Source organism: Pseudomonas sp. EpS/L25 (assembly GCF_001512295.1).
In the GTDB taxonomy this organism is placed as follows: Bacteria; Pseudomonadota; Gammaproteobacteria; order Pseudomonadales; family Pseudomonadaceae; genus Chryseomonas.
The window spans coordinates 331211-352319 of sequence record NZ_LNUP01000018.1 but is presented as its reverse complement, the minus strand read 5'-3'; the positions used below and the strand labels follow the sequence as shown (position 1 = coordinate 352319).

The following is a 21109-nucleotide window of genomic DNA, read 5'->3' as shown; positions in this document are numbered from 1 at the left end:
AGCATCGGTCTCGGTCAAGCCTGGAAAACCGCGGTCGAGCATAGCCACCGTGCCCGTAGGAGCGGCCCATGGCCGCGATGAGGAGGTGTAGAGCCTGGCAGAATCCCTACCGCTGCATCCCCCACTTCTTCACCGTCATCCGCTCCAGGGTGGCGAACACCAGGCCCTCCACCAGCAGGCCGATGATGATCACCGCGGCAAGGCCGGCGAAGACGCGATCAGTGTAGAGCTCGTTGCGGTTCTGGAAGATGTACCAGCCCAGGCCGCCCTTGCCGCTGGAGGCACCGAACACCAGCTCGGCGGCGATCAGGGTGCGCCAGGCGAAGGCCCAGCCGATCTTCAGGCCCGAGACGATGGCCGGCAGGGCCGCCGGGATGAGGATCAGCCCGACGTATCTCAGACCCTTGAGGCCGTAGTTGCGCCCGGCCATGCGCAGGGTGTCGGAGACGCCGAGAAACCCCGAATAGGTGTTGAGCGCCATGGGCCAGAGCACCGAATGTACCAGCACGAACACCAGGCTGTTCTCGCCGAGGCCGAACCAGAGCAGCGCCAGGGGCAGCAGGGCGATGGCCGGCAGCGGATTGAACATCGAGGTCAGGGTGCCGAGCAGGTCGCGACCGAACTGGGTGGAGACCGCCAGGGCGCTGAGCGCCAGGGCCAGCACCACGCCCAGCAGGTAGCCCTTGAGCAGGGTACCGAGGGAGATGGCGACCTTGGCCGGCAATTCCCCGGTGACCAGGCCATCCCAGAAGGCGGCGGCGGTCTGCAGGAAACTGGGCAGCAGCAGGTCGTTGCCCTGCCAGCGGGCCACCGCCTCCCAGACCAGCATGAGGATCGCCAGGATCAACAGCTTGCGCAGCCAGGCCTGGCTCCACAGGCGGGTGGCGAGCGGCAGCTCGACCGCCAACGGCAGGTCGTTGAGGGATGGGAGGTCCAGTTGGTATTCGGCTCGTACCGGGGGCTGTCGTGTCATGGGGTCTACCTCGAACTGCTAGTAGGAAATGCGGCCCTGGACGATGGCCTGCTGCAGGCGCAGGCGCTCGTCGGCCACCTCCGGTGGCAGCGTCTGGACGTCGTCGGGGAACAGCAGGTTGTGGATGCGCAGCGCGGTGCTCTGGAATTCGGCGCCGCCGAAGTCTTCGAGGCCGAACTGGTGGCAGTTGAGCTCGGCCCGCACCCGGCCCGGATGGGGCGACAAGAGCAAAATGCGATTGCCCACCACCAGCGCCTCCTCGATGGAGTGGGTGACGAACAACAGGGTGAAGCGCACCTCGTCCCAGAGGGCCAGCAGCTCTTCCTGCATCTTGCGCCGGGTCAGGGCATCCAGGGCGGCGAAGGGCTCGTCCATCAGCAGCACCTTGGGCTGCATGGCCAGAGCGCGGGCGATGGCCACCCGCTGCTTCATGCCACCGGAGAGATGGTGCGGATAGGCGTCGACGAAACGCGCCAGGCCGACCTTGTCCAGGTAGTGCAGCGCCCGCTCGCGGGCCTCGCCACGACTGGCCTGGCGGCTGGCGAGCAGCGGGAACATGGTGTTCTCCAGCACCGTCTTCCATGGCGGGAGCTGATCGAATTCCTGGAACACCACGATGCGATCCGGTCCGGGCCCCTTGACCGGCTGGCCCTCCAGACGAATCTCACCGTTCAGCGGCGGCAGGAAGCCCGCTACCGACTTGAGCAAGCTGGACTTGCCGCAGCCGGACGGACCGAGCAGGACGAAGCGATCGGCGCCGTGCACCTCGAAGGATACCTGGTGGGTAGCCCGTACCCGGCGTTCGCGGGTACGGTATTCGAGGTCGAGGTCCTGCACCTGCAGCAGTGGCTGGGTCTGTGCCAGGGTCAGGTGCGGACGGGAAGCGAGGGGTGCGTTCATGATCGTCTCCCGCGTCAAAAGGGCACGTCGCCCTGGATGGTGGTGCGATACAGCTTGCGCCTCATATGGTTGGGGCAGCCGGCGGCCAGGTGCAGCAGCGAGCGGTTGTCCCAGAACACCAGATCATGGGGTTGCCACTGGTGGCGATAGAGGTGCTCGGGCTTGACGCTGTGGGCATACAACTGGTCGAGCAGGTCGCGACTCTCGTCTTCCGGCAGGCCGACGATGTGGGTGGTGAAGCCCTCGCTGACGAACAGCGCCTTGCGGCCGTTCTCCGGGTGGGTGCGCACCACCGGATGCACCACCGCCTTGACCTCGGCCAGCTGCTCGGCGGTCAGGGTCGGCCGCCAGTTGCCCTCGAACTTGGGCTTGGCGTAGGTGGCGGTGTAGGAATGCTCGGCCTGCAAGCCTTCGAGCTGGCGCTTGATCGCGTCCGGCAGGGTGTCGTAGGCCAGGTGCATGTTGGCGAAGAGCGTATCGCCGCCCTCCTCCGGCAACTCCTGGGCATGCAGCATGGAGCCCAGGCTCGGCAGCTCCTTGTAGGAGAGATCCGAATGCCAGAACTTGCCGGCATCGCCGAGACCGATGGGCTGGCCGTCTTCGATGATGTTGGAGACGATCAGGATCTCCGGATGGCCGGTCAGGTGGAATTGCTTGAGCACGTGGATCTGCAGCTCACCGAAGCGGCGGCTGAAGGCGATCTGCTGCTCGGGGGTGATGCGCTGGTCGCGGAACACCACCACGTGGTGCTCCAGATGGGCGCGATGCACGCGGGCGAAGTCTTCGGCATTGAGTGGCTGGGCCAGATCGATACCGATGATCTCGGCCCCGAGGTTGCCGAAGGGACGGATCTCGAAGGCTTGGCCAGCAGCCGGTGCGTGGGCGGCGAGGGTCATGGAGTTTTCTCCTTGGTGGTCCGGCTCAGCTGCCGGGACGCTCGTGGGCTTCAGGGAAGAAATAGTCCTGCCAGGAGGCAGCCTGGTGTTTCAGCACGCCCAGCTCGTGCAGCTTCTGGGCGTAGACGAAGGTGCGCTGCGGCTCGACGGTGAAGTCGATCTCCGGGTCCTCGACGATGCGCTGCACCAGGACCAGGGGCAGCCTGGAGTTCTCCACCCGGATGTACGCCTCGGCCGCGGCGGCCTTATTGGCACGGATGAAGGCGGCGGCTTCCACCAGGGCGTCGTAGAAGGCGCGATAGGTCTTGGGATTCTCGTCGTGGAATTTCTCGGTGGTGTAGAGCACGTTGAAGGTGCCCGGCCCGCCGAGCACGTCGTAGCTGCTGAGGATGCGGTGGACCTTGGGATTCTCCAGCGCCTGGTACTGGAACGGCGGGCTGGAGAAATGGGTAGTGATCTCGGAGCCACCGGCGGTCAGGGCGGCATTGGCATCGGGATGCGGCAGGCTCACGCTGATCGAATCGAATTTCTTGTACTGGGCGTCGCCGAAGACCTTGGCCGTCTCGATCTGCAGGGTGCGGGACTGGAAGCCCACGCCCGCGGCCGGTACGGCAATGCGGTCCTGGTCGGTCAGGTCCTTGATCGACTTGACCTCGGCGCGGTTGCTCAGCAGGTAGTTGGGCATGGCACCCAGCGCCGCGATAGCCTTGACGTTCTGCCGTCCGCGGGTGCGATCCCAGACGGTCAGCATCGGTGGCACCCCGGCCGAGACCACGTCCAGGGCGCCGGCCAGCAGCGCTTCGTTCATGGCGGTGGCACCGGAGATGCTGTTCCAGTCCACCTGGATATCCAGGCCGGCCTGCTTGCCGTGCTTCTCGATCAATTTCTGATCGCGTACCACGTCGAGGATCAGGTAGCCGATGCCGAATTGCTGGGCGATGCTGATCCTGCCCTCGGCCGTGGCGCAAGCGGCGAACCCGAGGGCACCAACCACAGCGGCAAGCGCCGCAACCCCCTTCCCTACCCTGCTCATCATCACGCTCCGTGCCGACTGGCTATCCGAAAGCGTTATAGGCTAATGAGCTGTTATAACTTTTGGTAAAGAAGGAATTTATCTAACCATATGCACGGAGATGCCGAACTGGGTGAGTGTTCGAACGCTGGAACGGTCCTACCCTTCAAGCAGCTGCCGCAGCCGCCGCACGGCGCTGGTCGGCGTGGTAAGCACCGAGCCGCCCCAGGCGGCTTCGCTGGCCGATTGGGCAGCGGTCATTGAGAATTGCGCGAAGCAGAGCATGTCGTAGTCGCCGCGTAGCCGCTCTGCAGTTGCGGCGATCAGGGCGTCGTGGCGGGCCTGGTCACCCGCATGCAGGGCTTCCAGCGCGCCTTCGCAGAGGATCGGTGTGATGTCCGCCGCCTGGCCACGGCGGCTTGCCTCGCGCTCGAAGTCGCTGACAATGGCCGCGCCTGCCGGGCCAAAGGTTGTCAGGGCAGCGATGCGTCCGCCTATGGCCAGCGCCTCCTGCACCATCGCTTCATTGGGCTTGAGGACAGGTCGCTGATGACGACGCTGGCAGGCTTCGATGGCGCTGGAAAAGGCAGAGCAGGTAAAAAGCACGGCGTCGGCCTCGCTGCGAAAGGCATGATCGGCGAGGTCCTGGATGCGCTGGTCAAGCGCCGGGGTACTACCCCCGGCGGTACCGGCGTCCTTCGACAGCGAGTCGTCCCAGAGATCGAAACGCTTCGCCTCTGGCCAGCCTTGAGCGAAGGCAGCGTTGATGGGTTCGATCGCAATGCGGGTGGCGTGAATCAGAAAGACGCGTTTGGCAGCGGTCATGGCGATAGCGCTCATTGAAGGGCCGCCTGGAGGGCGGCCGATGGCCGATAAACGCCTTAGTGGGCGTCGAGGATAATCACGCCGTCGGCGTCGGCATAAAGGTGATCACCGTTGCGGATCGTCTGCCCGGCAAAGGTCACCGGCTCGCCGATCTGGCCTTCGTTACGCTTGACCGACTTGCGCGGTGAGACGCCCAGCGCCTTGATGGCCAGCGGCAACCCGGTCAGCACCGCCTTGTCGCGGACCTGGCCATAGATGAGCGCACCGGCCCAGCCGTTCTTCACCAGGTCCTCCGCGATGATGTCGCCGAGCAGCGCACAGCGGTCGCTGCCGCCACCATCGACCACCAGCACGCGCCCCTCACCCGGCTGCTGGCTGAGTTCCTTGATGCGCGAGTTGTCCTCGAAGCACCTGACCGTCAGCGCCGGCCCGACGAAATCAGGCCGCCCGCCCAGGTCCTGGAAGATCGGCTGCAGAACCCTCGCGTGGTCGCCATGCGCGTCGCAGAGATCAGTGGTCTTGAAGGTCATGGTGATGCTCCTTGGTGGTCGAAAGATCGGTCAGGCCGTAACCGTTCGCCGTGCCAACAGTTGGCCGGTCACGAGCACGATGAGGACGCCGCCGACGCCAGCCGCATAGGGAACCCAGTGCAGGTCTCCAGTACCGAGCCAAGCCTGCAGGAGTTCGTCGCTGGCGATCAGCTTGCCGGCGATCCAGCCGAGCAGGGCCGCGCCGGCCACCACCAGCCAGCGAAACCTTTCCATGAGCTTCAGGATGAGCTGGCTGCCGAAGATGATGATGGGGATGCTGATGAGCACCCCGGCGACGGCCAGGCCCAGATGGCCCTGGGCGGCGCCCGCCACGGCGATGACGTTGTCCAGACTCATCACCACGTCGGCCACCATGATGATCCAGATGGCCTGGCCCAGGGTGGTACCGGCCTTGACGTCGGCCTCGTCGTCCTCGGGCAGCAGCAACTTGATGCCGATCCACAGCAGCAGCACGCCGCCCACCACCTTGAGCAGCGGCCAGCCCAGCACGTAGCTGGCGACGAACAGCAGCAGGATGCGCAGGATCACGGCGCCCGCCACCCCGCCCAGGATGGCCTTGCGGCGTTGCGCTTCCGGCAGACGCCGACAGGCCAGGGCGATCACCACGGCGTTGTCGCCGCCGAGCAGGATATCGATGATGACGATCTGGAGCAGACTGGTCAGGAAGACCGGATCGGACAGGGCGTTAAGCAAGGTGGACCTCGTCTATTTAGGAGCTGACGCCCCTTGGGCAGCAACAGCCCAGAATGATTTCAGGTCACTATTATTGTCTTTTATATCCATAAAGAACAATATTAGCCGCACCTGGATTCCAGCGTTCGCCGACCGAGAACGCTGCGTTAGCCAGATACCAATTTCGAGTGACTGCCAGCTTTCCTAGCATGACGTTCACACCGCCCACGATCACGACAACCAGACCGGACAGCCCATGAAGTTTGCCCTGGATTCCACCTACACCGGCCAGCTCACCCTCGGCGACCGGCATTACGCCTATGTTGACCTCAAGCGTCTGTTCGATGCCGACACCCTGGCGCGCCTGCCCTACTCCCTGCGTCTGCTGGTGGAAAACGTCGCCCGCTGCTTTCCCGAGGCGCTACCGCCGGTATTGGCCCGTGCCCGTGGCGAAGGGCCGCCGTGCGAAGCACCCTTCCTGCCCAACCGCTTGATGTTCCACGACACCACCTGCCTGCCCGCCCTGGCCGACTTCGCCGGCATGCGCGACATGGTGGCCGAACTGGGCGGCGATCCGAGCCGGATGAATCCACGCATCCCGGCGGTGCTGACCATCGACCACTCGGTGATCGTCGAACGCTTCGCCGAGCCGGACGCGGTGGAAGCCAATCTGGACATCGATTACCGCCGCAACACCGAGCGCTACCAGTTCATCAAGTGGGCGCAGGAGAGCCTGGACAACTTCAAGGTGGTCCCACCGGGCACTGGCATCATCCACCAGGTCAACATGGAGTCCCTGGGCACCGTGGTTTGGGAAAGCGAGACCAGCGACGGCCAACCGCTGCTGCACCCGGACGACATGGTCGCCACCGACAGCCATACGCCGATGATCAACGCCATCGGCATCCTCGGCTGGGGCGTGGGCGGCCTGGAAGGACAGGCGGCCATGCTGGGCGAGCCAGTACCGATCAGTTTTCCCGAGGTCATCGGTATCCATGTGACCAATGCGCTGCGTCCGGGGGTGACCGCCACAGACCTATCCTTGAAAGTCACCCAGCTGCTGCGTCAGCGCGGCGTGGTGGGTAAGTTCGTCGAGTTCTGCGGACCGGGCCTGTCGGGCCTGAGTTGGGCCGCCCGCGGCACCCTGTCCAACATGGCACCGGAATACGGCGCGACCGTGGTGTTCTTTCCCTTCGATACGGTGACCATGGAGTACCTCGAGCTCACCGGCCGCAGCCCCGAGCTGCGCGAGCGGGTCGCCGCTTACCTGGAGGTGCAGACCCTGTGGCGCCACGACGAAGATCCCGAGCCCACCTTCACCGAGGTCATCACGCTGGATCTCGCCAGCATCGAGCCAAGCGTGGCCGGTCCGCACCAGCCGCATCAGTGGCAGCCACTGGCTGAAGCCGCCAACTCCTTTCGTGCCCAGGTCCGTGCCGAACCGGATACGGCGTTGATCGCCCGCTCCACCCCTGCCCCGGCGGATTATTTCGAGCCGAGTTTTGGCCAGCCGCTGACCCACGGCGCCATCTCCATCGCCGCCATCACCAGTTGCACCAATACCGCCAATCCGAGCCAGATGATCCAGGCGGGGCTGCTGGCGCGACGGGCGCGGGCGCGTGGCCTCACGCGCAAGCCCTGGGTGAAGACCTCCCTATCGCCTGGCTCCCGGGTAGTGGCCGACTACCTGCAGGACGCCGACCTGCTGAGCGACTTCGCCGCCCTTGGTTTCGAGCTGGCGGGTTTCGGCTGCATGACCTGCATCGGCAACTCGGGCAAGTTCGAACCTCATGTGGAAGCCTTCGCCGATCAGGGCCTGAAAACGGTGGTAGTGCTCTCGGGCAATCGCAACTTCGAAGGCCGGGTCAATCCCAAGGCGCAATTCGGCTACCTGGCTTCGCCGGCCCTCGTAGTCGCCTATGCCCTCGCCGGCAGTATCGACGTCGATCTCGAACAGGCCGTGCTGGGCCTGGATCAAGCCGGTCAGCCGGTCTACCTGCGCGACCTGATGCCGGACGATGACGACGTCCAGGCGCTGGTCCGCGAGACAGTGCGCCCGGAGTTGTTCCGCCAGCGCAACGCCACTCTCTGGGATGGGACCCATCACTGGCAGGCGTTGTCCGCCGAGGGCAGCGTGCGCTTTCCCTGGTCGCCCAGCTCGACCTATCTGCGCCGGCCGATCTATCTGCAGGGGATTACCCCAGAGCCGCCGACGTCGCTGGCCGTACGCGACGCCCGCACGCTGATGGTGCTGGGCGATAACATCACCACCGACCACATCTCGCCGGCCAGTGCCATTCCCCTGGACAGTCCGGCCGGCCGCTGGCTGGTCGACCATGGCGAGACGCCGGAAGACCTCAATCAATACTCGACCCGGCGCAGCAATCACGAGGTGATGATGCGCGGTGCCTTCGTCAACCGCGCAGTGAAGAATCGCCTGCTGCCGGCGCATCCGGGCCAGGGCGGCTGGGCGCGGGCAGCCGACGGCGAGGTCTTGCCGGTGTACGACGCCGCCCTCAGTTGGGTCCGCCGCGGCACGCCACTGGTGGTGTTCGCCGGCATCAACTACGGCGCCGGCTCCAGTCGTGACTGGGCGGCCAAGGCCCAGGCTACCCTGGGCGTCAGGCTGGTGGTGGCACAGAGCTTCGAACGAATTCACCGCAGCAACCTGATCGGCATGGGCATCTTCCCGGTGCGCTTCCCCGCCGGGCAAGTCGCCGAGAGCCTGTGCCTGACCGGTGACGAGCGCCTGGACTTCTATGGCTTGGACGAGCTGCGCGTCGGATTGAATCCTATCACCCTACAGATCACCCGCTCGGACGGTCGCCAGGCCAGCGTCACGCTGGAGCTGCCGCTGGATTCCAGCCAGGAGATCCTCTACCTGCGCCAGGGCGGCATCCTGCCGTATGTGATCCGCAAGACCCTGGGTGACAGCGACGCCTAGACGCCGCGCCCTGTTGTAGTGGCGGACCCCAAGGGTCCGCCTGCCCACCCTGTCACATCCTCTTCATTGCCCACGCACAGTGCTCTGGAGCGAGCGTCTGCCAGCATTGCCGGACGTCCCGACTTGATCTAGATTGTATTTTGATTTATTGAAGAACAATAAATACTACCCCGATAGCTCCTCATGAGTGGAGCTCGACAATAACAACACCGTAGTCAAGGAGCTCGACCATGGCGTCAGCTATCTCCCGTCGTATGCCCCCGCTCTATGTCCAAGTCCTCATCGGGGTCGTCTTGGGCGCTCTGTTCGCCCTGGTCGACGCCCAGGCCGCCGTCCAGCTCAAGGTTTTGGGCGATGCCTTCATCAAGCTGATCAAAATGCTGGTGGCACCGGTAGTCTTCGCCACCGTCGTGGTCGGCATTGCCCGGATGGGCGACGTCAAGGCGGTCGGTCGCGTGGGCGCCAAGGCGCTGCTCTACTTCGAGGTGGTCACCACCCTGGCCCTGCTGATCGGCATCCTGGTGGCCCATCTGATGCAGCCGGGTGCCGGCATGCACGTCGATCCCCGCTCGCTGGACCTGAACGCGGTCGCCGGCTATGCCAAGGTGGCCGCCGAACAGTCGCTGAAGGAATTTTTCCTGCACATCATCCCCGAGACGCTGGTCGGCGCCTTCGTGCACGGCGAGATCCTGCCGGTGGTGTTTCTGGCCGTGCTGTTTGGCATGGCGCTGGCCCAAGGCGGAGACAGGGTGCGCGGACTGGTGGACGTTATCGATCAGTGCCTGACCACTCTGTTCTCGATCATCGGCTATCTGATGAAATTCGCTCCCTTGGGAGCCTTCGGCGCGATCGCCTTCACCGTCGGGAAGTACGGTATCGGCAGCCTTGCCTCGCTCGGTTACTTGATGCTGACCTTCTATGTCACCTGCATTCTCTTCATCGGCCTGGTGCTGGGCGGCATCCTGCAGGCATGCGGCATCAACCTGTTCAAGTTCCTGGCCTACCTGAAGACCGAATTGCTGATCACCCTGGGTACCGCCAGCGCCGAACCAGCCCTGCCTGGTCTTCTACAGAAACTGGAAAAGGCTGGCTGCAAGAAAGAGGTGGTCGGCCTGGTGATCCCCACTGGCTACGCTTTCAATCTGGACGGCGTCTGCATCTACCTCACCATGTCGGTGCTATTCATCGCCCAGGCGACCGATACCCCGCTGACCCTGATGCAGCAGCTCACCATCCTTGGGATCGGCCTGTTTACGTCCAAGGGCATGAGCGGCGTTCCGGGCGGTGGCTTCGTAGCGCTCGCGGCTACCTTGAGCGCGGTGCAGGTGCTACCTCTTAGTGCAATCGCCTTGCTGGTGGGTATCGATCGGTTCATGGGCGAGGCGCGGGCTTTAACGTCCATCATCGGCAATGCCGTCGCCGGTGTGGTGATCGCCAAATGGGAGGGTTCGCTGGACCTGGAGCGGATGCACGCCGCGTTGGAGCGGCGGCCAGAACCTGAACTGAAGGCGGACGCTACTCCATCCACGAGCGCCCCCCTGTCGGCGCCGACAACCTCGCGGTTGGACCCGGACGCCTTGCCGCGTAGCTGAGCGAACAGCCGTCTGGCCCCTTAGGCGGGAAGTACGTCCAGCCAGAACAGGCTGGCGTACGCTGCCAGCTGGTGTTGGCCGTGGTAATCCAGCCGACCTTCCTCACCGATGCGAAAGACAGCCAAGTTGGCCGGCTGATAACGCGCGGCCGCTGGCAGCCAGGCGGGTAGTTGATTTCCGACGATAAGCCAGCGACCCGAACCGTCGATCGCGAGGCAACGTGGCTCTATTCCGCCGCTGTCTAATTGCTGGACTAGACGCGGCGCGCCAGTGAGCTGATCGAGCGCGAAGACGGCAATCGTATTTTCACCAGCACTGAGCTCGGGGCGACCACCTCGCATTTCAATGATGTCTGAGCGATTGCTGACGTAAAGATGGCGGCCGTTGGGATGGCAGACCAGACAGCCTCCTTTCTGCCGGTCCAGCCGCCCGTGCTCTGCATCTCGCAGAGTGGGCACGTGGTCGACGGCCGGAAAGACCGGTTCGCCTTGCTCATCGAGGTGGTGGTGACGCAGCGCATTTCCTCGCTCCATGGCCATGTATAGCCAAGGCCTCATGGGATGGAAGGCCAGGTGACGGGGGCCAAGCTGTGGCTCACAGGGGTGATAGCCAGTTTCTAGCAGCGCCCCCGCCCGGTACCGGTAGAGATGAACACTACCCCGCTCTTCTTCCCGTCCTGCCGTGGCCGCATTGCCACGACTCAAGGCGATCACATACTGGCCGTTGGGAGCAGGAAGAACCTGATGGGTGAATATGCCGGCGGGCAAGGTAGTCACCGGCTCGTTGCGTGGACAGCCCAGGGTATCCAATGCCACTCGGGCGATGCTCCCGGACCGGTTGAAGGCGATCAGCAAGGCAGCGCCCTGGGTATCCAAGGCTACGTGGATCGGTCGTTCCGGCAACGTCAGTGGCTCGCAGATGATGCGTGGCGCTGCCGGTAAGGTATCCAGGCCGAGTGTGTGTAACTGGTGGAGGTGCCCCGGGGCGCCGGTTACGCCCGCGCCAGCATCACTCACGGCCACATAGACCAGCCGTCGCTGCGGATCGAAGGTGGCGTACTGGATCTTGGCGGGTAGCGCCCTTTCGCTGATCCATTCCAGCTCACCCGCTTCCGGCTGGAAGCGATAGCAGCCCAGGACCGCTCCGGAGCCCGTGAATACCCACGAAGCCCCTGAGTCGGATGCCTGCGAGAGGGGCCCGCTCACCAACTAGCTCCGAAGACGGCGCTCAGTTCGGCCACGGCAACATCATCTAGAGGCGCGGGGCGAGGCGTGGTCTGCAGCCACAGACGCGCCGTCTCCTCCAATTCTTCAAGGGCATAGCTGGCCCGGCTCACCGAGCTTTCCCAGAGGACCGGGCCCAGTCGCTCCAGCATCACGCCGCGGACCTCCGCCGCCAACTGGGCGACCTCGTCGGCCACCTCGGAGGCACCGGGCCGGCGATAGCGAATCAACGGAATGCGCCCGACCTTCATGACCTGGTAGGGCGTGATAGGCGGCAGGATGGCATCGCTGCGCCAGCATTCCAGCAACGTGAGCGCGACGAGGGAGGTGGAATGAGTATGGACCACCGCATTCGCGCTAGTGGCCCGCTCATAGATCCGCCGATGCAGCGTCAAGGTCTTCGAAGGTTTGTCCCCCGATAGCCATTCGCCCCTGCTGCTGACCTTGGCAATCGCCACCGGATCGAGGCGGCCCAGGCAGGCATCGGTAGGGGTGATCAGCCAGCCATCCTCGAGGCGCGCACTGATGTTGCCAGCGCTGCCGACGCAGTAGCCGCGTCGATAGAAGTTTTCGCCGATCGTACAAATTTCTTCACGCAAGCGACTTTCCGGGGTCATGTAAGCCTCTCTGGTTACTCGTTCTAGTTCTCAGTCCCGACAGAACTGCCCGTTGCCGTGGAAGACTTCGACGGCCGACAGGAAACGCGCAGAACGTCGACAAATTGTATTTTAGATGTTTACAGAACAATATGACGCACCGTACCTTGCTCGTACAAGGGCTCGCAACTGACAAAAACGACAACAGGAGAGCAACACATGAGCAAGCGTATCGCCTTCGTCACCGCCGGCATGGGCGGCTTGGGTACTGCCGTCTGCCAACGCCTGGCCCGGGACGGCTTCACCGTCATCGCTGGCTGCGGACCGGATTCACCACTCAAGACCGACTGGCTCGCGCAGCAGCGCAAGCTGGGCTTCGAGTTCATCGCCGCCGAAGGCAACGTCGCCGATTGGGAATCCACGCGCGCCGCCTTCGCCAAGATCCGCGACGAGGTCGGACCGATCGATGTGCTGGTCAACAACGCCGGCACCGCCTGCAACGTGGTGTTCCGCGACATGCAGCCGGGCGACTGGCAGACCGTCATCGATACCAACCTCAACTCGCTGTTCAATGTCACCCGCCAGGTGATCGATGGCATGACCTCCCGCGGCTGGGGCCGGATCATCAATATCTCTTCAGTCAACGCCCAACTCGGTCATGTCGGTCAGGTCAACTACTCCACCGCCAAGTCGGCAATACGGGGCTTCACCCGCGCGCTGGCCCGCGAACTGGCGGCGCGCGGGGTGACGGTCAATACCGTCTCGCCCGGCTACATCGCCACGCCTCGGCTCAAGGCCTTGACCCGCACCGATCTCATGGACCGTATCGTCCACGAGATTCCTATGCGGCGCCTGGGCACTCCGGAAGAGATTGCTTCTATCTGCTCCTGGCTCGCCTCGGACGAATCGGCCTTCGCCACCGGTGCGGACTTCTCCCTCAATGGTGGCCTGCACATGAGCTAATTACGCTCCTCCACCGGATCACAACGACAACCACAACAAAAGTTGTATTTTGGAACCAGGAGATACAGATGCTCTCTCTGCTCGGCTATGGAATGATCGTGACCTTCATGGCACTGATCATGACCAAGCGGCTGCCGCCCTTGGTGGCCCTGACCATCATCCCCATCATCTTCGCCATCATTGGCGGCTTCGCTCCGGAGATGGGGCCAATGATGATCGATGGCCTGCGCAAGGTCGCGCCGACCGCCATCATGGTGATGTTCGCCATCCTCTACTTCGGCCTGATGTTCGATACCGGACTGTTCGACCCCATCATCCGCACCTTCATCAAGCTGATCAAAGGCGACCCCGCCAAAGCCGTGCTCTTCGCCACCCTGCTGGCCGGCATGGTCTCCCTGGACGGCGACGGTTCCACCACCTACATGATCACCCTGACCGCCATGCTGCCGCTGTTCCGGCGGCTGCGCTTGAATCCACTGATCCTGCCCTGCGTGGTCATCCTCGCTGCCAGCGTCACCAACCTGCTGCCCTGGAGCGGACCCATGGCGCGGGTCGCCGCCGCGCTGCAGGTGGAAACCAGCCAGCTGTTCATTCCGCTGATTCCGCCGATGATTATCAGCTTCATCGGGGTCCTGGCGTTGGCGTTCTGGCTGGGGCTGCGGGAGCGGCGCCGTCTGGGTCTGCTGGTCGCGCCGGGCAGCAACTCGCTACGCGCGACTGGCATGGACGAAGACATGGGTGATCTGCTCACCTTGAGCGATGAGAACGCCGAGCTCCGCCGGCCCAAGCTGTTCTGGTTCAACGCCATCCTTACCCTGGCGCTGATGACCTGCCTGGTGATCGAATTGTTGCCGCTGCCGATCCTGTTCATGGTCGCCTTCTGCATCGCCCTCACCATCAACTATCGGCAGATGGACGACCAGCGTCGGCGTATATCAGCCCATGCACCCGCAGCGCTCACCCAGATCTCGATATTCATCGCCGCCGGCATCTTCGCCGGCATCCTCTCCGGGACCGGCATGGTCAAGGCGATGTCCGGCTCGCTGCTCTGGGCCCTGCCGGAAAGCTGGGGTAACTACCTGGCGCCCATCACCGCGCTGCTGAGCATCCCCGGCACTTTCTTCATGTCCAACGACGCCTTCTACTATGGCGTACTGCCGGTACTGGCCCACGCAGCCGAGGCCTATGGCATAGGGGCGGCGGAGATCGGTCGGGCTTCGCTCATCGGGCAGCCCGTGCATCTGCTCAGTCCTCTGGTAGCGTCCACCTATCTGCTGGTGGGCCTGGCCGGAGTGGAGTTTAGTGACCACCAGAAATACACCATGAAATGGGCGTTCGCCCTGAGCTTTTTGATCATGGCGGCCTCCATGGCGCTGGGACTCTTTCCCCTCTATTCGGCAGTCTGAAGGCCTCGGTGACGGCGCTTCCGGCGCCGTCACCGGCCGCTCAAATGCTCCAGCGGTCGCCGTTGTGGTAACGTCACGGCAATCCGCGAAAACGAGTTAGCCAACCTACCCGTACTGGCCTTCCAGTACCCGTAGTCCAGAAGAATCCCGATGAAAAAAGACCTCGCCGAACAGCTCGCCCCGCGCATCATCGATCTTGCCCGTGCCCGCTCGATGAAGGCCGGCGATCCGTTGCGCGAAGAGGCCTTCGCCAAGGAGCTGGGGGTTTCCCGTTCACCGGTACGACGCGGTTTTGCCCTTCTCGAAGAGCTGGGACTGGCGCGCAAGGAGCCTAATCGCGGCTTCTTCCTGACCCGTAATGCCAGCACCATCGAGCAGACGGCCCTGCCCAGCGAGGACGATCCCTATGAGGAGCTCTACCTGCGGGTGGTGGACGACATGCTGCGTGGCGACATCCGCAGCAGCTTTTTCGAGGCCGAGTTGCTGCGGCGCTACCAGATCCCCCGCGGCCAGTTGCTCAAGGTGCTCAACCGCCTGGCCAGCGAGGCCATGATCGAACGCCGCCCTGGCCAGGGGTGGGAGATCAATACCTTCCTGCATGACAGTGAAGCCCATATCCAGAGCTATCGCTTCCGCATGGCCATCGAGCCCTTCGCCCTGCGCGAGCCGGGCTATCGCATCGACAAGCGCGCCTTCGCCCAGGCCCGTCAGTGGCAGCAACGGCTGCTGGACGGGGAGCTGTTCACCCTGTCCCGCGCCCAGCTGTTCGAGATCGGCTCCAGCTTCCACGAATTGCTGGTGCGCTGCTCGGGCAACGTCTTCCTGCTCGAAGCCATCCGCCGGCAGAATCAGTTGCGTCGCTTCATGGCCTATCGTTCCAACGTCGAACGCTCACGGCAGATCGGCCAGAGTCAGGAACACCTGCATATCCTCGACCTGCTCGAAGGCGGCAGTCGCGAAGAAGCGGCGCTCTTCCTGCACCAGCATCTCGATGTGGTCAGCCGGCTCAAGGCCGCCCAGGACCGCCAACTCGAAGCCGCCGAAGAAGACGCGGCAAAGCAGCCAGCCTGATCTGCCCACCCGCCTGAACCTTCCACCTCTCCTACCCGGCCGTCCTCCGTACAGGCGTTGCGCGCGCGCGTTCGCAAGCCACGAATAGGCACCGCTTTTTTTGTCCTGCGCCGTTGCACGAATTGTTTTTAGGTGACATAAAGTACAAAGAGTTTGGTGATGTCGTGATCGCCCTAGGCTCACCCACCAGGCCGACGTTCCCACAGAATCTACAAGGAGAAAACAATGCGCATTCTGGTCCTGCCCTGCGACGGTATCGGTCCTGAAATCATCCAGGCGTCCATGTCCGTGCTGGATGTCGCCAACGAGAAGTTCGGCCTGGGATTGACCTTCGATTACGACGACGTCGGCTTCACCAGCCTGGAGAAGCACGGCATCACTCTGCGCGACGAGACCCTGGAAAAGGCCAAGACCTACGATGGCGTGATCCTCGGCACCCAGTCCCATGCCGACTACCCGGCGCCTGAGAAAGGCGGTCGCAACGTCTCTGCCGGCTTTCGCATCGGTCTCGATCTTTATGCCAACGTGCGCCCGGCGCGCACCCGGCCGTTCCTCGCCTCCAACATGAAGGAAGGCAAGAGCATGGACCTGGTGATCATGCGCGAGGCCACCGAAGGCTTCTATCCGGATCGCAACATGAGCCGCGGCTGGGGCGAGGTGATGCCCTCCCCGGACATGGCGCTGTCCACTCGCAAGATCACCCGCCACTGCAGCGAGCGCATCGCCCGCCAGGCCTTCGAGCTGGCGATGAAGCGCCGCCGCAAGGTCACCGCCATCCACAAGGCCAACAGCTTCCACATGACCGACGGCCTGTTCCTTGAATGCGTGCGCAACGTGGCCAAGGAATTCCCCGAGGTGCAGCTGGACGACCTGCTGGTGGACGCCTCCACCGCGCATCTGGTGCGCAACCCCGAACGCTTCGACGTGCTGGTGGCCACCAACTTCTATGGCGACATCATCAGCGACCTGGCCAGCGAACTTTCCGGCAGCCTGGGCCTCGCCGGCTCCATCATGGCCAGCAACATCCATTGCTGCGCCCAGGCCCAGCATGGCTCGGCGCCGGACATCGCCGGCCAGGACAAGGCCAACCCGGTATCGATGATCCTGTCCATCGGCATGATGCTGCACTGGATGGGCGAGCACCGTGGCAATGCCAAGCTGCAGGAAGCGGCCGCAGCGATCGACCAGGCGGTGGACAAGGTGCTGGAAGATCCGGCCAAGCGCACCGCCGACCTGGGCGGCAGCCTGGGCTGCGCCGCCTTTGGCCAAGCGGTGGCCCAGGTTCTGCGCGGCTAGGGCGGTACCCGTTGCTCCCGGGGACATTCGCGCCCCGGGCATCCCTGACAAGAACAAGGAAAATCCCCATGGCCACGCCGCTACTGGGCTGCATTGCCGACGACTTCACCGGCGGGACCGACCTCGCCAGTACCCTGGTGGCCCAGGGCATGCGCACCGTTCAGGTACTAGGCGTGCCGGAGGGCCCGCTGCCCGCCGACGCCGATGCCGTGGTGGTCGCCCTCAAGTCCCGTACCCTGCCCGCCACCAAGGCGGTCGCCCAGTCCTTGGCGGCCCTCGCCTATCTGCAGGAGCTGGGTTGCCAGCAGTTCTTCTTCAAGTATTGCTCCACCTTCGACTCCACCGCTGCCGGCAACATCGGACCGGTCGCCGACGCCCTGGCCGAAGCCCTCGGCGCCAAGTTGAGCATCGCCTGCCCCGCCTTCCCCGAGAACGGCCGGACGCTCTACCTCGGTCAGCTGTTCGTGGGTGACCAGCCATTGGCCGAGTCGGGCATGCGCCACCATCCGCTGACGCCCATGACCGACAGCAACCTGATGCGGGTGCTGCAAGCCCAGACGCCCCACCCCGTGGGCCTGGTACGCCTGCCCCAGGTGCGCCAGGGCAGCGCCGCGCTCTCCACGGCCCTGGCCGACCTCCAGGCGCAGGGCGTCCGTCATGCCATCGTCGACGCCATCGACAATGCCGACCTTCACGCCATAGGCGCCGCAGTGGCGGATCATCCGCTGGTCACCGGCGGCTCCGGCGTGGCGCTGGGACTGCCGGCCAACTTCCGCCGTCGCGGCCTGCTGGCTGCCCATGCCGAAGCGGCAGCGCTGCCCGCTATGCCGGGTCACGCTGCCGTGCTATCGGGCAGCTGTTCGACCGCTACCCGCGGGCAGGTTGCCGTCTGGCTAGCGCACCGACCGGGCTTTCGCCTCGATCCGCTGGCCCTGGCCGCTGGCGAGGATCAGGTCAGCGCCGCACTGGCCTGGGCCGAACCGCGCCTGGCGCAGGAACCAGTCCTCATTTACGGCAGTGCCGATCCCGAAGAGGTACGCAAGGCCCAGGCTCAACTGGGAGTGGAACGGGCCGGCCAGTTGGTCGAAGACGCCCTGGCGCGTATCGCTAGCGGCCTACGTGAGCGTGGAGTGAGACGCCTGGTGGTGGCCGGGGGCGAAACCTCCGGCGCGGTAGTGAAGGCGCTGGCGATCTCCAGCCTGCGTATCGGCGCTCCCATCGCACCTGGAGTACCCTGGACCCTGGGCAGCGGTGCCCAGGGCGACATCGCTCTGGCGCTCAAGTCTGGCAACTTCGGTACGCCGGACTTCTTTGAACGGGCTCTGGCCGTCGCCCCCTGACCCCTTGCGAGGATCGCCCATGAGCGGCTCTCCGCCACGCTATGACCTAGTCAGCCTGAACGTCTTCCGGGTGGTGGCCCAGGAGCGCAACGTCACCCGCGCCGCGCGGCTCTGCCACCTGGCGGTCTCTGCCGTGAGCAAGAGAATCAGCGAACTGGAAGACCAGGTCGGGGTGCCGCTGTTCATCCGTCATGCTCGCGGCATGGGGCTGACCCCGGCTGGCGAGACCATGCTGCACTATGTGGAGCGGGTGCATGACGATCTTCGTCACATGCAGCTGGAACTCAACGAGCACGGCAGCGGCGCCACCGGCCATATCCGCCTGCAAGCCATCACCTCCGCGCTGACCAACCACCTGACTCCGGACCTCGCCAGCTTCATGGGCCTCTATCCGCGGGTCGATTTCGACATAGAGGAGCGGGTGGGCGGCAGCATTGTCCAGGCGGTGGCGGAAGGTCGCGCGGATGTGGGCATCGTTGCGGCCGATACCGCCGCCCTGGACCTGGAGACCTTCGCCTATCGCCGCGAGCGACTGGTAGTGATCGCCGCCGCGGATCACCCCCTGGCCGGGCACAAGCGGGTAAGCTTCGCCGCGACCCTGGACCACGAGTTCATCGGTCCCCACGTGGAAAGCTCGATGAACGTCCTGCTCTCGCGCCAGGCGGCGCTGCTCGAGCGCAGTATCCGTCAGCGCGTGCGCATCAGCAGCTTCGAGGCGATGTGCCGCCTGGCGGCGATTCGCCTGGGCCTGTGCGTGTTGCCCGAATCCATCGTGCGGCCCTATCTCAAGCCGATGAAACTGGTGGCCCTGGAGCTGGACGAAGCCTGGGCCAGTCGCGCCATCGTCGTGGTGGTGCGGCGCTACAGTGCGCTGTCGCCCGTGGCCAAGGCTTTCGTCGGTCATCTACGTTCCTGAACCTGCTACCGGATCCCTGAACAACGCCATGCCGACCTCCCGCTTCGCGCCTCGCCCCTGGTGGCCCACCCCCTTTGTCGGCCTGTTCGGCGGCTGGCTCGCCAGCCTGGTCCACTGGCCGCTGCCCTGGATCACCGGCGCGCTGGTCGCGGTGACCCTGTGCCGCTGCCTGGGCTGGCGCATCAGCGCCATTCCCCACGGCCGCCCGGCCGGGCAATGGCTGATCGCCACGGCCATCGGCCTGCATTTCACTCCGGCGGTACTGACCGAGGTCGTCGGCCACCTGCCATTGATGGCCCTGGCCGCCGTCGCCACCCTGCTGCTGGCGCTGCTCGGCATCATGGCGGTGCAGCGCCTGGGCACGGAACGCAAGACCGCCTTCTTCGCCTTCATGCCGGCGAACTTCGCCGAGATGATCAATCTGGCCGAACGCCATGGCGCCGATGCGCCCAAGGTCGCCGCCGCCCATACCCTGCGCCTGGTGATCATCGTGCTGGTGGTGCCGCCGGCCATGCTCTGGGGCGTGCCAGGTATCGCCCATGCCGCCCACGTGCCGCCCCCGCCGGACTGGCGCTGGCTAGCGCCGCTGCTGGCGGCGGGCCTGGTAGCGGCCCTGGCCTGGAAGCGCCGCGGCTGGCCCAATCCCTGGATGTTCGGCCCCCTGGCGCTGTGTTGCCTGGTCACCGCCTCCAGCGGTCTGGTTACCAGCCTGCCGCCGACGCTGAGTCACCTGGCCCAGATGCTCATCGGCGTCACCCTGGGGTGTCACTTCGACCGCGCCTTCTTTCGCCGCTCGCCGCGCTTTCTGCTGCTGGCTACGCTCTACACCCTGCTCTGCCTGGTCGCCACCTTCCTGATCGCCTGGCTGCTGGCCAAGGTGTTCGCCCTGCCCTTCACCACCCTGGGCCTGGGCATGACCCCAGGCAGCACCACCGAGATGTACCTGACGGCCGAGGCCCTGGGGCTGGGCGTGGGCACCGTCACTGTCATGCAGATCCTGCGGCTGGTGGTGGTGATGGCGGTGGCCGAGCCGCTGTATCGACGCTGGTTTGCACGCCCGGTAGAGCCGGTGGTCAGGGAACCGCACTAGCGCCGGCGGCGACAGCGCAACGCTGCCAGCCGCGTGGCGAACGCCGAGGACCGGGCTGCGACCTCTGCCCGCAGCCTGGTCCAGATGCTGTCAGCCGCCCAGTGCCGGTCCCACCCGGGCCTCGGACTGACCGCTGGTGGCCAGCTCGCGGGCGACGAAGCCATTGCGGATCTGCTCGTCAAGAAAACCACGGACGAAGGCCGCGCCGGCGCTGCGCCCCCTGGGGACGGCCATGGCCTGGCGAATTTCGGTGAAGCTGTCGGCCAGCACGCGGTAGCCGGCGTGATCCCGGGCATAGGCTTCCAGCGGTTGGCGAACGCCGGCAGCCGCGTCCAGGCGCTGGTCGACGAACCAGTCCACCGCTGCCGCCGAGGTCGGCGCCCGCACCAGCTCGGCCTGGGTCAGGGTGCGGCTCAGATAGAGATCGTAGGCGGCGCCCTGCCCCACGGCGATACGGCGGCCGGCACGGTCCAGCTCGGCCACGCTCTGGGCCGGGTCGGCGTCCCGCAGCAGATAGGTGCCCTCGATGATGACGTAGGGGTGGCTGAAGTCGATCTGCGCCGCCCGCACCGGTTCGATGGCCAGAAAGGCCAAGTCCCAGGCGTCGCCTTCGAGGGCGGCGAAGACCTTGCCGGCGGCGTCGCAGGTGCTGAACTGCACGGGTACGCCCAGGCGCTCGGCCAGGGCATGGGCCAGGGCCGCGGACACCCCGGCCGGCTGCCCCTCGGCACCGCGCTGCGCCAGCACCGGATTACCGTAGTTGATCGCCGTCCGGAGCGCGCCCTTGGGGGCGAGGTCCGCGAGTACCGCTGAGCTGGGGGTCATGGGAAAACTCCTTGGAGG

Annotated in this window: 19 protein-coding genes; 9 read left to right on the top strand and 10 right to left on the bottom strand. The window is 65.0% G+C overall.

Annotated elements, in window-relative coordinates:
* Positions 1-106: 106 nt before the first annotated feature.
* The 7 genes from AR540_RS23990 to AR540_RS23960 form a co-directional block, all read right to left on the bottom strand.
* The gene (locus AR540_RS23990) at positions 107-973 is read right to left on the bottom strand and encodes an ABC transporter permease (RefSeq protein WP_059232462.1); all 867 of its coding nucleotides are present in this window, start codon (positions 971-973) and stop codon (positions 107-109) included.
* A gap of 18 nt (positions 974-991) precedes the next feature.
* A complete protein-coding gene (locus tag AR540_RS23985; protein WP_059232461.1) occupies positions 992-1873 on the bottom strand; it encodes an ABC transporter ATP-binding protein in 882 nt (293 codons plus the stop codon).
* A gap of 14 nt (positions 1874-1887) precedes the next feature.
* Positions 1888-2769 carry a TauD/TfdA dioxygenase family protein gene (locus AR540_RS23980; RefSeq protein WP_059232460.1) on the bottom strand — a complete coding sequence of 294 codons (882 nt, stop codon included), beginning with the start codon at positions 2767-2769 and terminating at the stop codon, positions 1888-1890.
* 25 nt (positions 2770-2794) lie between these two features.
* The gene (locus AR540_RS23975; RefSeq protein WP_236712118.1) at positions 2795-3802 is read right to left on the bottom strand and encodes an ABC transporter substrate-binding protein; all 1008 of its coding nucleotides are present in this window, start codon (positions 3800-3802) and stop codon (positions 2795-2797) included.
* A gap of 138 nt (positions 3803-3940) precedes the next feature.
* Positions 3941-4621: an aspartate/glutamate racemase family protein gene (locus tag AR540_RS23970; protein WP_236712117.1), complete on the bottom strand. Its 681-nt coding sequence runs from the start codon at positions 4619-4621 to the stop codon at positions 3941-3943.
* Positions 4622-4662: 41 nt separating this feature from the next.
* Complete coding sequence (gene rraA, locus AR540_RS23965; RefSeq protein WP_059232458.1) at positions 4663-5136, bottom strand: ribonuclease E activity regulator RraA; 474 nt, start codon at positions 5134-5136, stop codon at positions 4663-4665.
* A 30-nt stretch (positions 5137-5166) separates the two neighbouring features.
* On the bottom strand, positions 5167-5850 hold the full coding sequence (locus AR540_RS23960; RefSeq protein WP_059232457.1) for a TerC family protein: 684 nt from the start codon (positions 5848-5850) through the stop codon (positions 5167-5169).
* Between the two features lie 235 nt (positions 5851-6085).
* On the opposite strand from AR540_RS23960, the gene acnA reads away from it, so the two are divergent.
* Together acnA and dctA are read left to right on the top strand one after the other, a co-directional pair.
* On the top strand, positions 6086-8773 hold the full coding sequence (gene acnA, locus AR540_RS23955) for an aconitate hydratase AcnA (RefSeq protein ID WP_059232456.1): 2688 nt from the start codon (positions 6086-6088) through the stop codon (positions 8771-8773).
* A gap of 230 nt (positions 8774-9003) precedes the next feature.
* Complete coding sequence (gene dctA, locus AR540_RS23950) at positions 9004-10365, top strand: C4-dicarboxylate transporter DctA (RefSeq protein ID WP_059232455.1); 1362 nt, start codon at positions 9004-9006, stop codon at positions 10363-10365.
* A 20-nt stretch (positions 10366-10385) separates the two neighbouring features.
* On the opposite strand, the gene AR540_RS23945 is transcribed toward dctA, so the two are convergent.
* Both AR540_RS23945 and otnC read right to left on the bottom strand, forming a co-directional pair.
* Positions 10386-11570 carry a lactonase family protein gene (locus AR540_RS23945; RefSeq protein ID WP_059232454.1) on the bottom strand — a complete coding sequence of 395 codons (1185 nt, stop codon included), beginning with the start codon at positions 11568-11570 and terminating at the stop codon, positions 10386-10388.
* Entirely contained in the window at positions 11567-12205 is a 639-nt protein-coding gene (gene otnC / locus AR540_RS23940) for a 3-oxo-tetronate 4-phosphate decarboxylase (RefSeq protein WP_059232453.1), read from the bottom strand. The genes AR540_RS23945 and otnC overlap by 4 nt, the downstream gene beginning before the upstream one ends.
* A gap of 198 nt (positions 12206-12403) precedes the next feature.
* Between otnC and phbB the strand changes: the two genes are divergently transcribed.
* The 7 genes from phbB (at position 12404) to AR540_RS23905 (ending at position 20266) form a co-directional block, all read left to right on the top strand.
* The gene (gene phbB / locus AR540_RS23935; RefSeq protein WP_059232452.1) at positions 12404-13147 is read left to right on the top strand and encodes an acetoacetyl-CoA reductase; all 744 of its coding nucleotides are present in this window, start codon (positions 12404-12406) and stop codon (positions 13145-13147) included.
* Between the two features lie 68 nt (positions 13148-13215).
* Positions 13216-14553 (top strand): CitMHS family transporter, encoded by a 1338-nt coding sequence (locus AR540_RS23930; RefSeq protein ID WP_059232451.1) that lies wholly within the window; start codon positions 13216-13218, stop codon positions 14551-14553.
* A gap of 150 nt (positions 14554-14703) precedes the next feature.
* On the top strand, positions 14704-15624 hold the full coding sequence (locus tag AR540_RS23925) for a GntR family transcriptional regulator (protein WP_059232450.1): 921 nt from the start codon (positions 14704-14706) through the stop codon (positions 15622-15624).
* A gap of 225 nt (positions 15625-15849) precedes the next feature.
* On the top strand, positions 15850-16920 hold the full coding sequence (locus AR540_RS23920) for an isocitrate/isopropylmalate dehydrogenase family protein (RefSeq protein ID WP_059232449.1): 1071 nt from the start codon (positions 15850-15852) through the stop codon (positions 16918-16920).
* Positions 16921-16988: 68 nt separating this feature from the next.
* Positions 16989-18260 carry a 3-oxo-tetronate kinase gene (otnK, locus tag AR540_RS23915; protein ID WP_059232448.1) on the top strand — a complete coding sequence of 424 codons (1272 nt, stop codon included), beginning with the start codon at positions 16989-16991 and terminating at the stop codon, positions 18258-18260.
* A gap of 19 nt (positions 18261-18279) precedes the next feature.
* Positions 18280-19176, top strand: coding sequence for a LysR family transcriptional regulator (locus tag AR540_RS23910; protein WP_059232447.1), 897 nt, complete (start codon positions 18280-18282; stop codon positions 19174-19176).
* A gap of 28 nt (positions 19177-19204) precedes the next feature.
* Positions 19205-20266 (top strand): AbrB family transcriptional regulator, encoded by a 1062-nt coding sequence (locus AR540_RS23905; RefSeq protein ID WP_059232446.1) that lies wholly within the window; start codon positions 19205-19207, stop codon positions 20264-20266.
* A gap of 90 nt (positions 20267-20356) precedes the next feature.
* On the opposite strand, the gene AR540_RS23900 is transcribed toward AR540_RS23905, so the two are convergent.
* On the bottom strand, positions 20357-21091 hold the full coding sequence (locus AR540_RS23900; protein WP_059232445.1) for a transporter substrate-binding domain-containing protein: 735 nt from the start codon (positions 21089-21091) through the stop codon (positions 20357-20359).
* Between the last annotated feature and the right edge of the window lie 18 nt (positions 21092-21109).

Excerpts from the sequence above, each read along its gene's own strand:
- AR540_RS23990 (WP_059232462.1), bottom strand. The coding sequence starts at position 973 with ATGACACGACAGCCCCCGGTACGAGCCGAATACCAACTGGACCTCCCA.
- AR540_RS23985 (WP_059232461.1), bottom strand. The coding sequence starts at position 1,873 with ATGAACGCACCCCTCGCTTCCCGTCCGCACCTGACCCTGGCACAGACC.
- AR540_RS23980 (WP_059232460.1), bottom strand. The coding sequence starts at position 2,769 with ATGACCCTCGCCGCCCACGCACCGGCTGCTGGCCAAGCCTTCGAGATC.
- AR540_RS23975 (WP_236712118.1), bottom strand. The coding sequence starts at position 3,802 with ATGAGCAGGGTAGGGAAGGGGGTTGCGGCGCTTGCCGCTGTGGTTGGT.
- AR540_RS23970 (WP_236712117.1), bottom strand. The coding sequence starts at position 4,621 with ATGAGCGCTATCGCCATGACCGCTGCCAAACGCGTCTTTCTGATTCAC.
- rraA (WP_059232458.1), bottom strand. The coding sequence starts at position 5,136 with ATGACCTTCAAGACCACTGATCTCTGCGACGCGCATGGCGACCACGCG.
- acnA (WP_059232456.1), top strand. The coding sequence starts at position 6,086 with ATGAAGTTTGCCCTGGATTCCACCTACACCGGCCAGCTCACCCTCGGC.
- dctA (WP_059232455.1), top strand. The coding sequence starts at position 9,004 with ATGGCGTCAGCTATCTCCCGTCGTATGCCCCCGCTCTATGTCCAAGTC.
- otnC (WP_059232453.1), bottom strand. The coding sequence starts at position 12,205 with ATGACCCCGGAAAGTCGCTTGCGTGAAGAAATTTGTACGATCGGCGAA.
- phbB (WP_059232452.1), top strand. The coding sequence starts at position 12,404 with ATGAGCAAGCGTATCGCCTTCGTCACCGCCGGCATGGGCGGCTTGGGT.
- AR540_RS23930 (WP_059232451.1), top strand. The coding sequence starts at position 13,216 with ATGCTCTCTCTGCTCGGCTATGGAATGATCGTGACCTTCATGGCACTG.
- AR540_RS23925 (WP_059232450.1), top strand. The coding sequence starts at position 14,704 with ATGAAAAAAGACCTCGCCGAACAGCTCGCCCCGCGCATCATCGATCTT.
- AR540_RS23920 (WP_059232449.1), top strand. The coding sequence starts at position 15,850 with ATGCGCATTCTGGTCCTGCCCTGCGACGGTATCGGTCCTGAAATCATC.
- otnK (WP_059232448.1), top strand. The coding sequence starts at position 16,989 with ATGGCCACGCCGCTACTGGGCTGCATTGCCGACGACTTCACCGGCGGG.
- AR540_RS23910 (WP_059232447.1), top strand. The coding sequence starts at position 18,280 with ATGAGCGGCTCTCCGCCACGCTATGACCTAGTCAGCCTGAACGTCTTC.
- AR540_RS23905 (WP_059232446.1), top strand. The coding sequence starts at position 19,205 with ATGCCGACCTCCCGCTTCGCGCCTCGCCCCTGGTGGCCCACCCCCTTT.
- AR540_RS23900 (WP_059232445.1), bottom strand. The coding sequence starts at position 21,091 with ATGACCCCCAGCTCAGCGGTACTCGCGGACCTCGCCCCCAAGGGCGCG.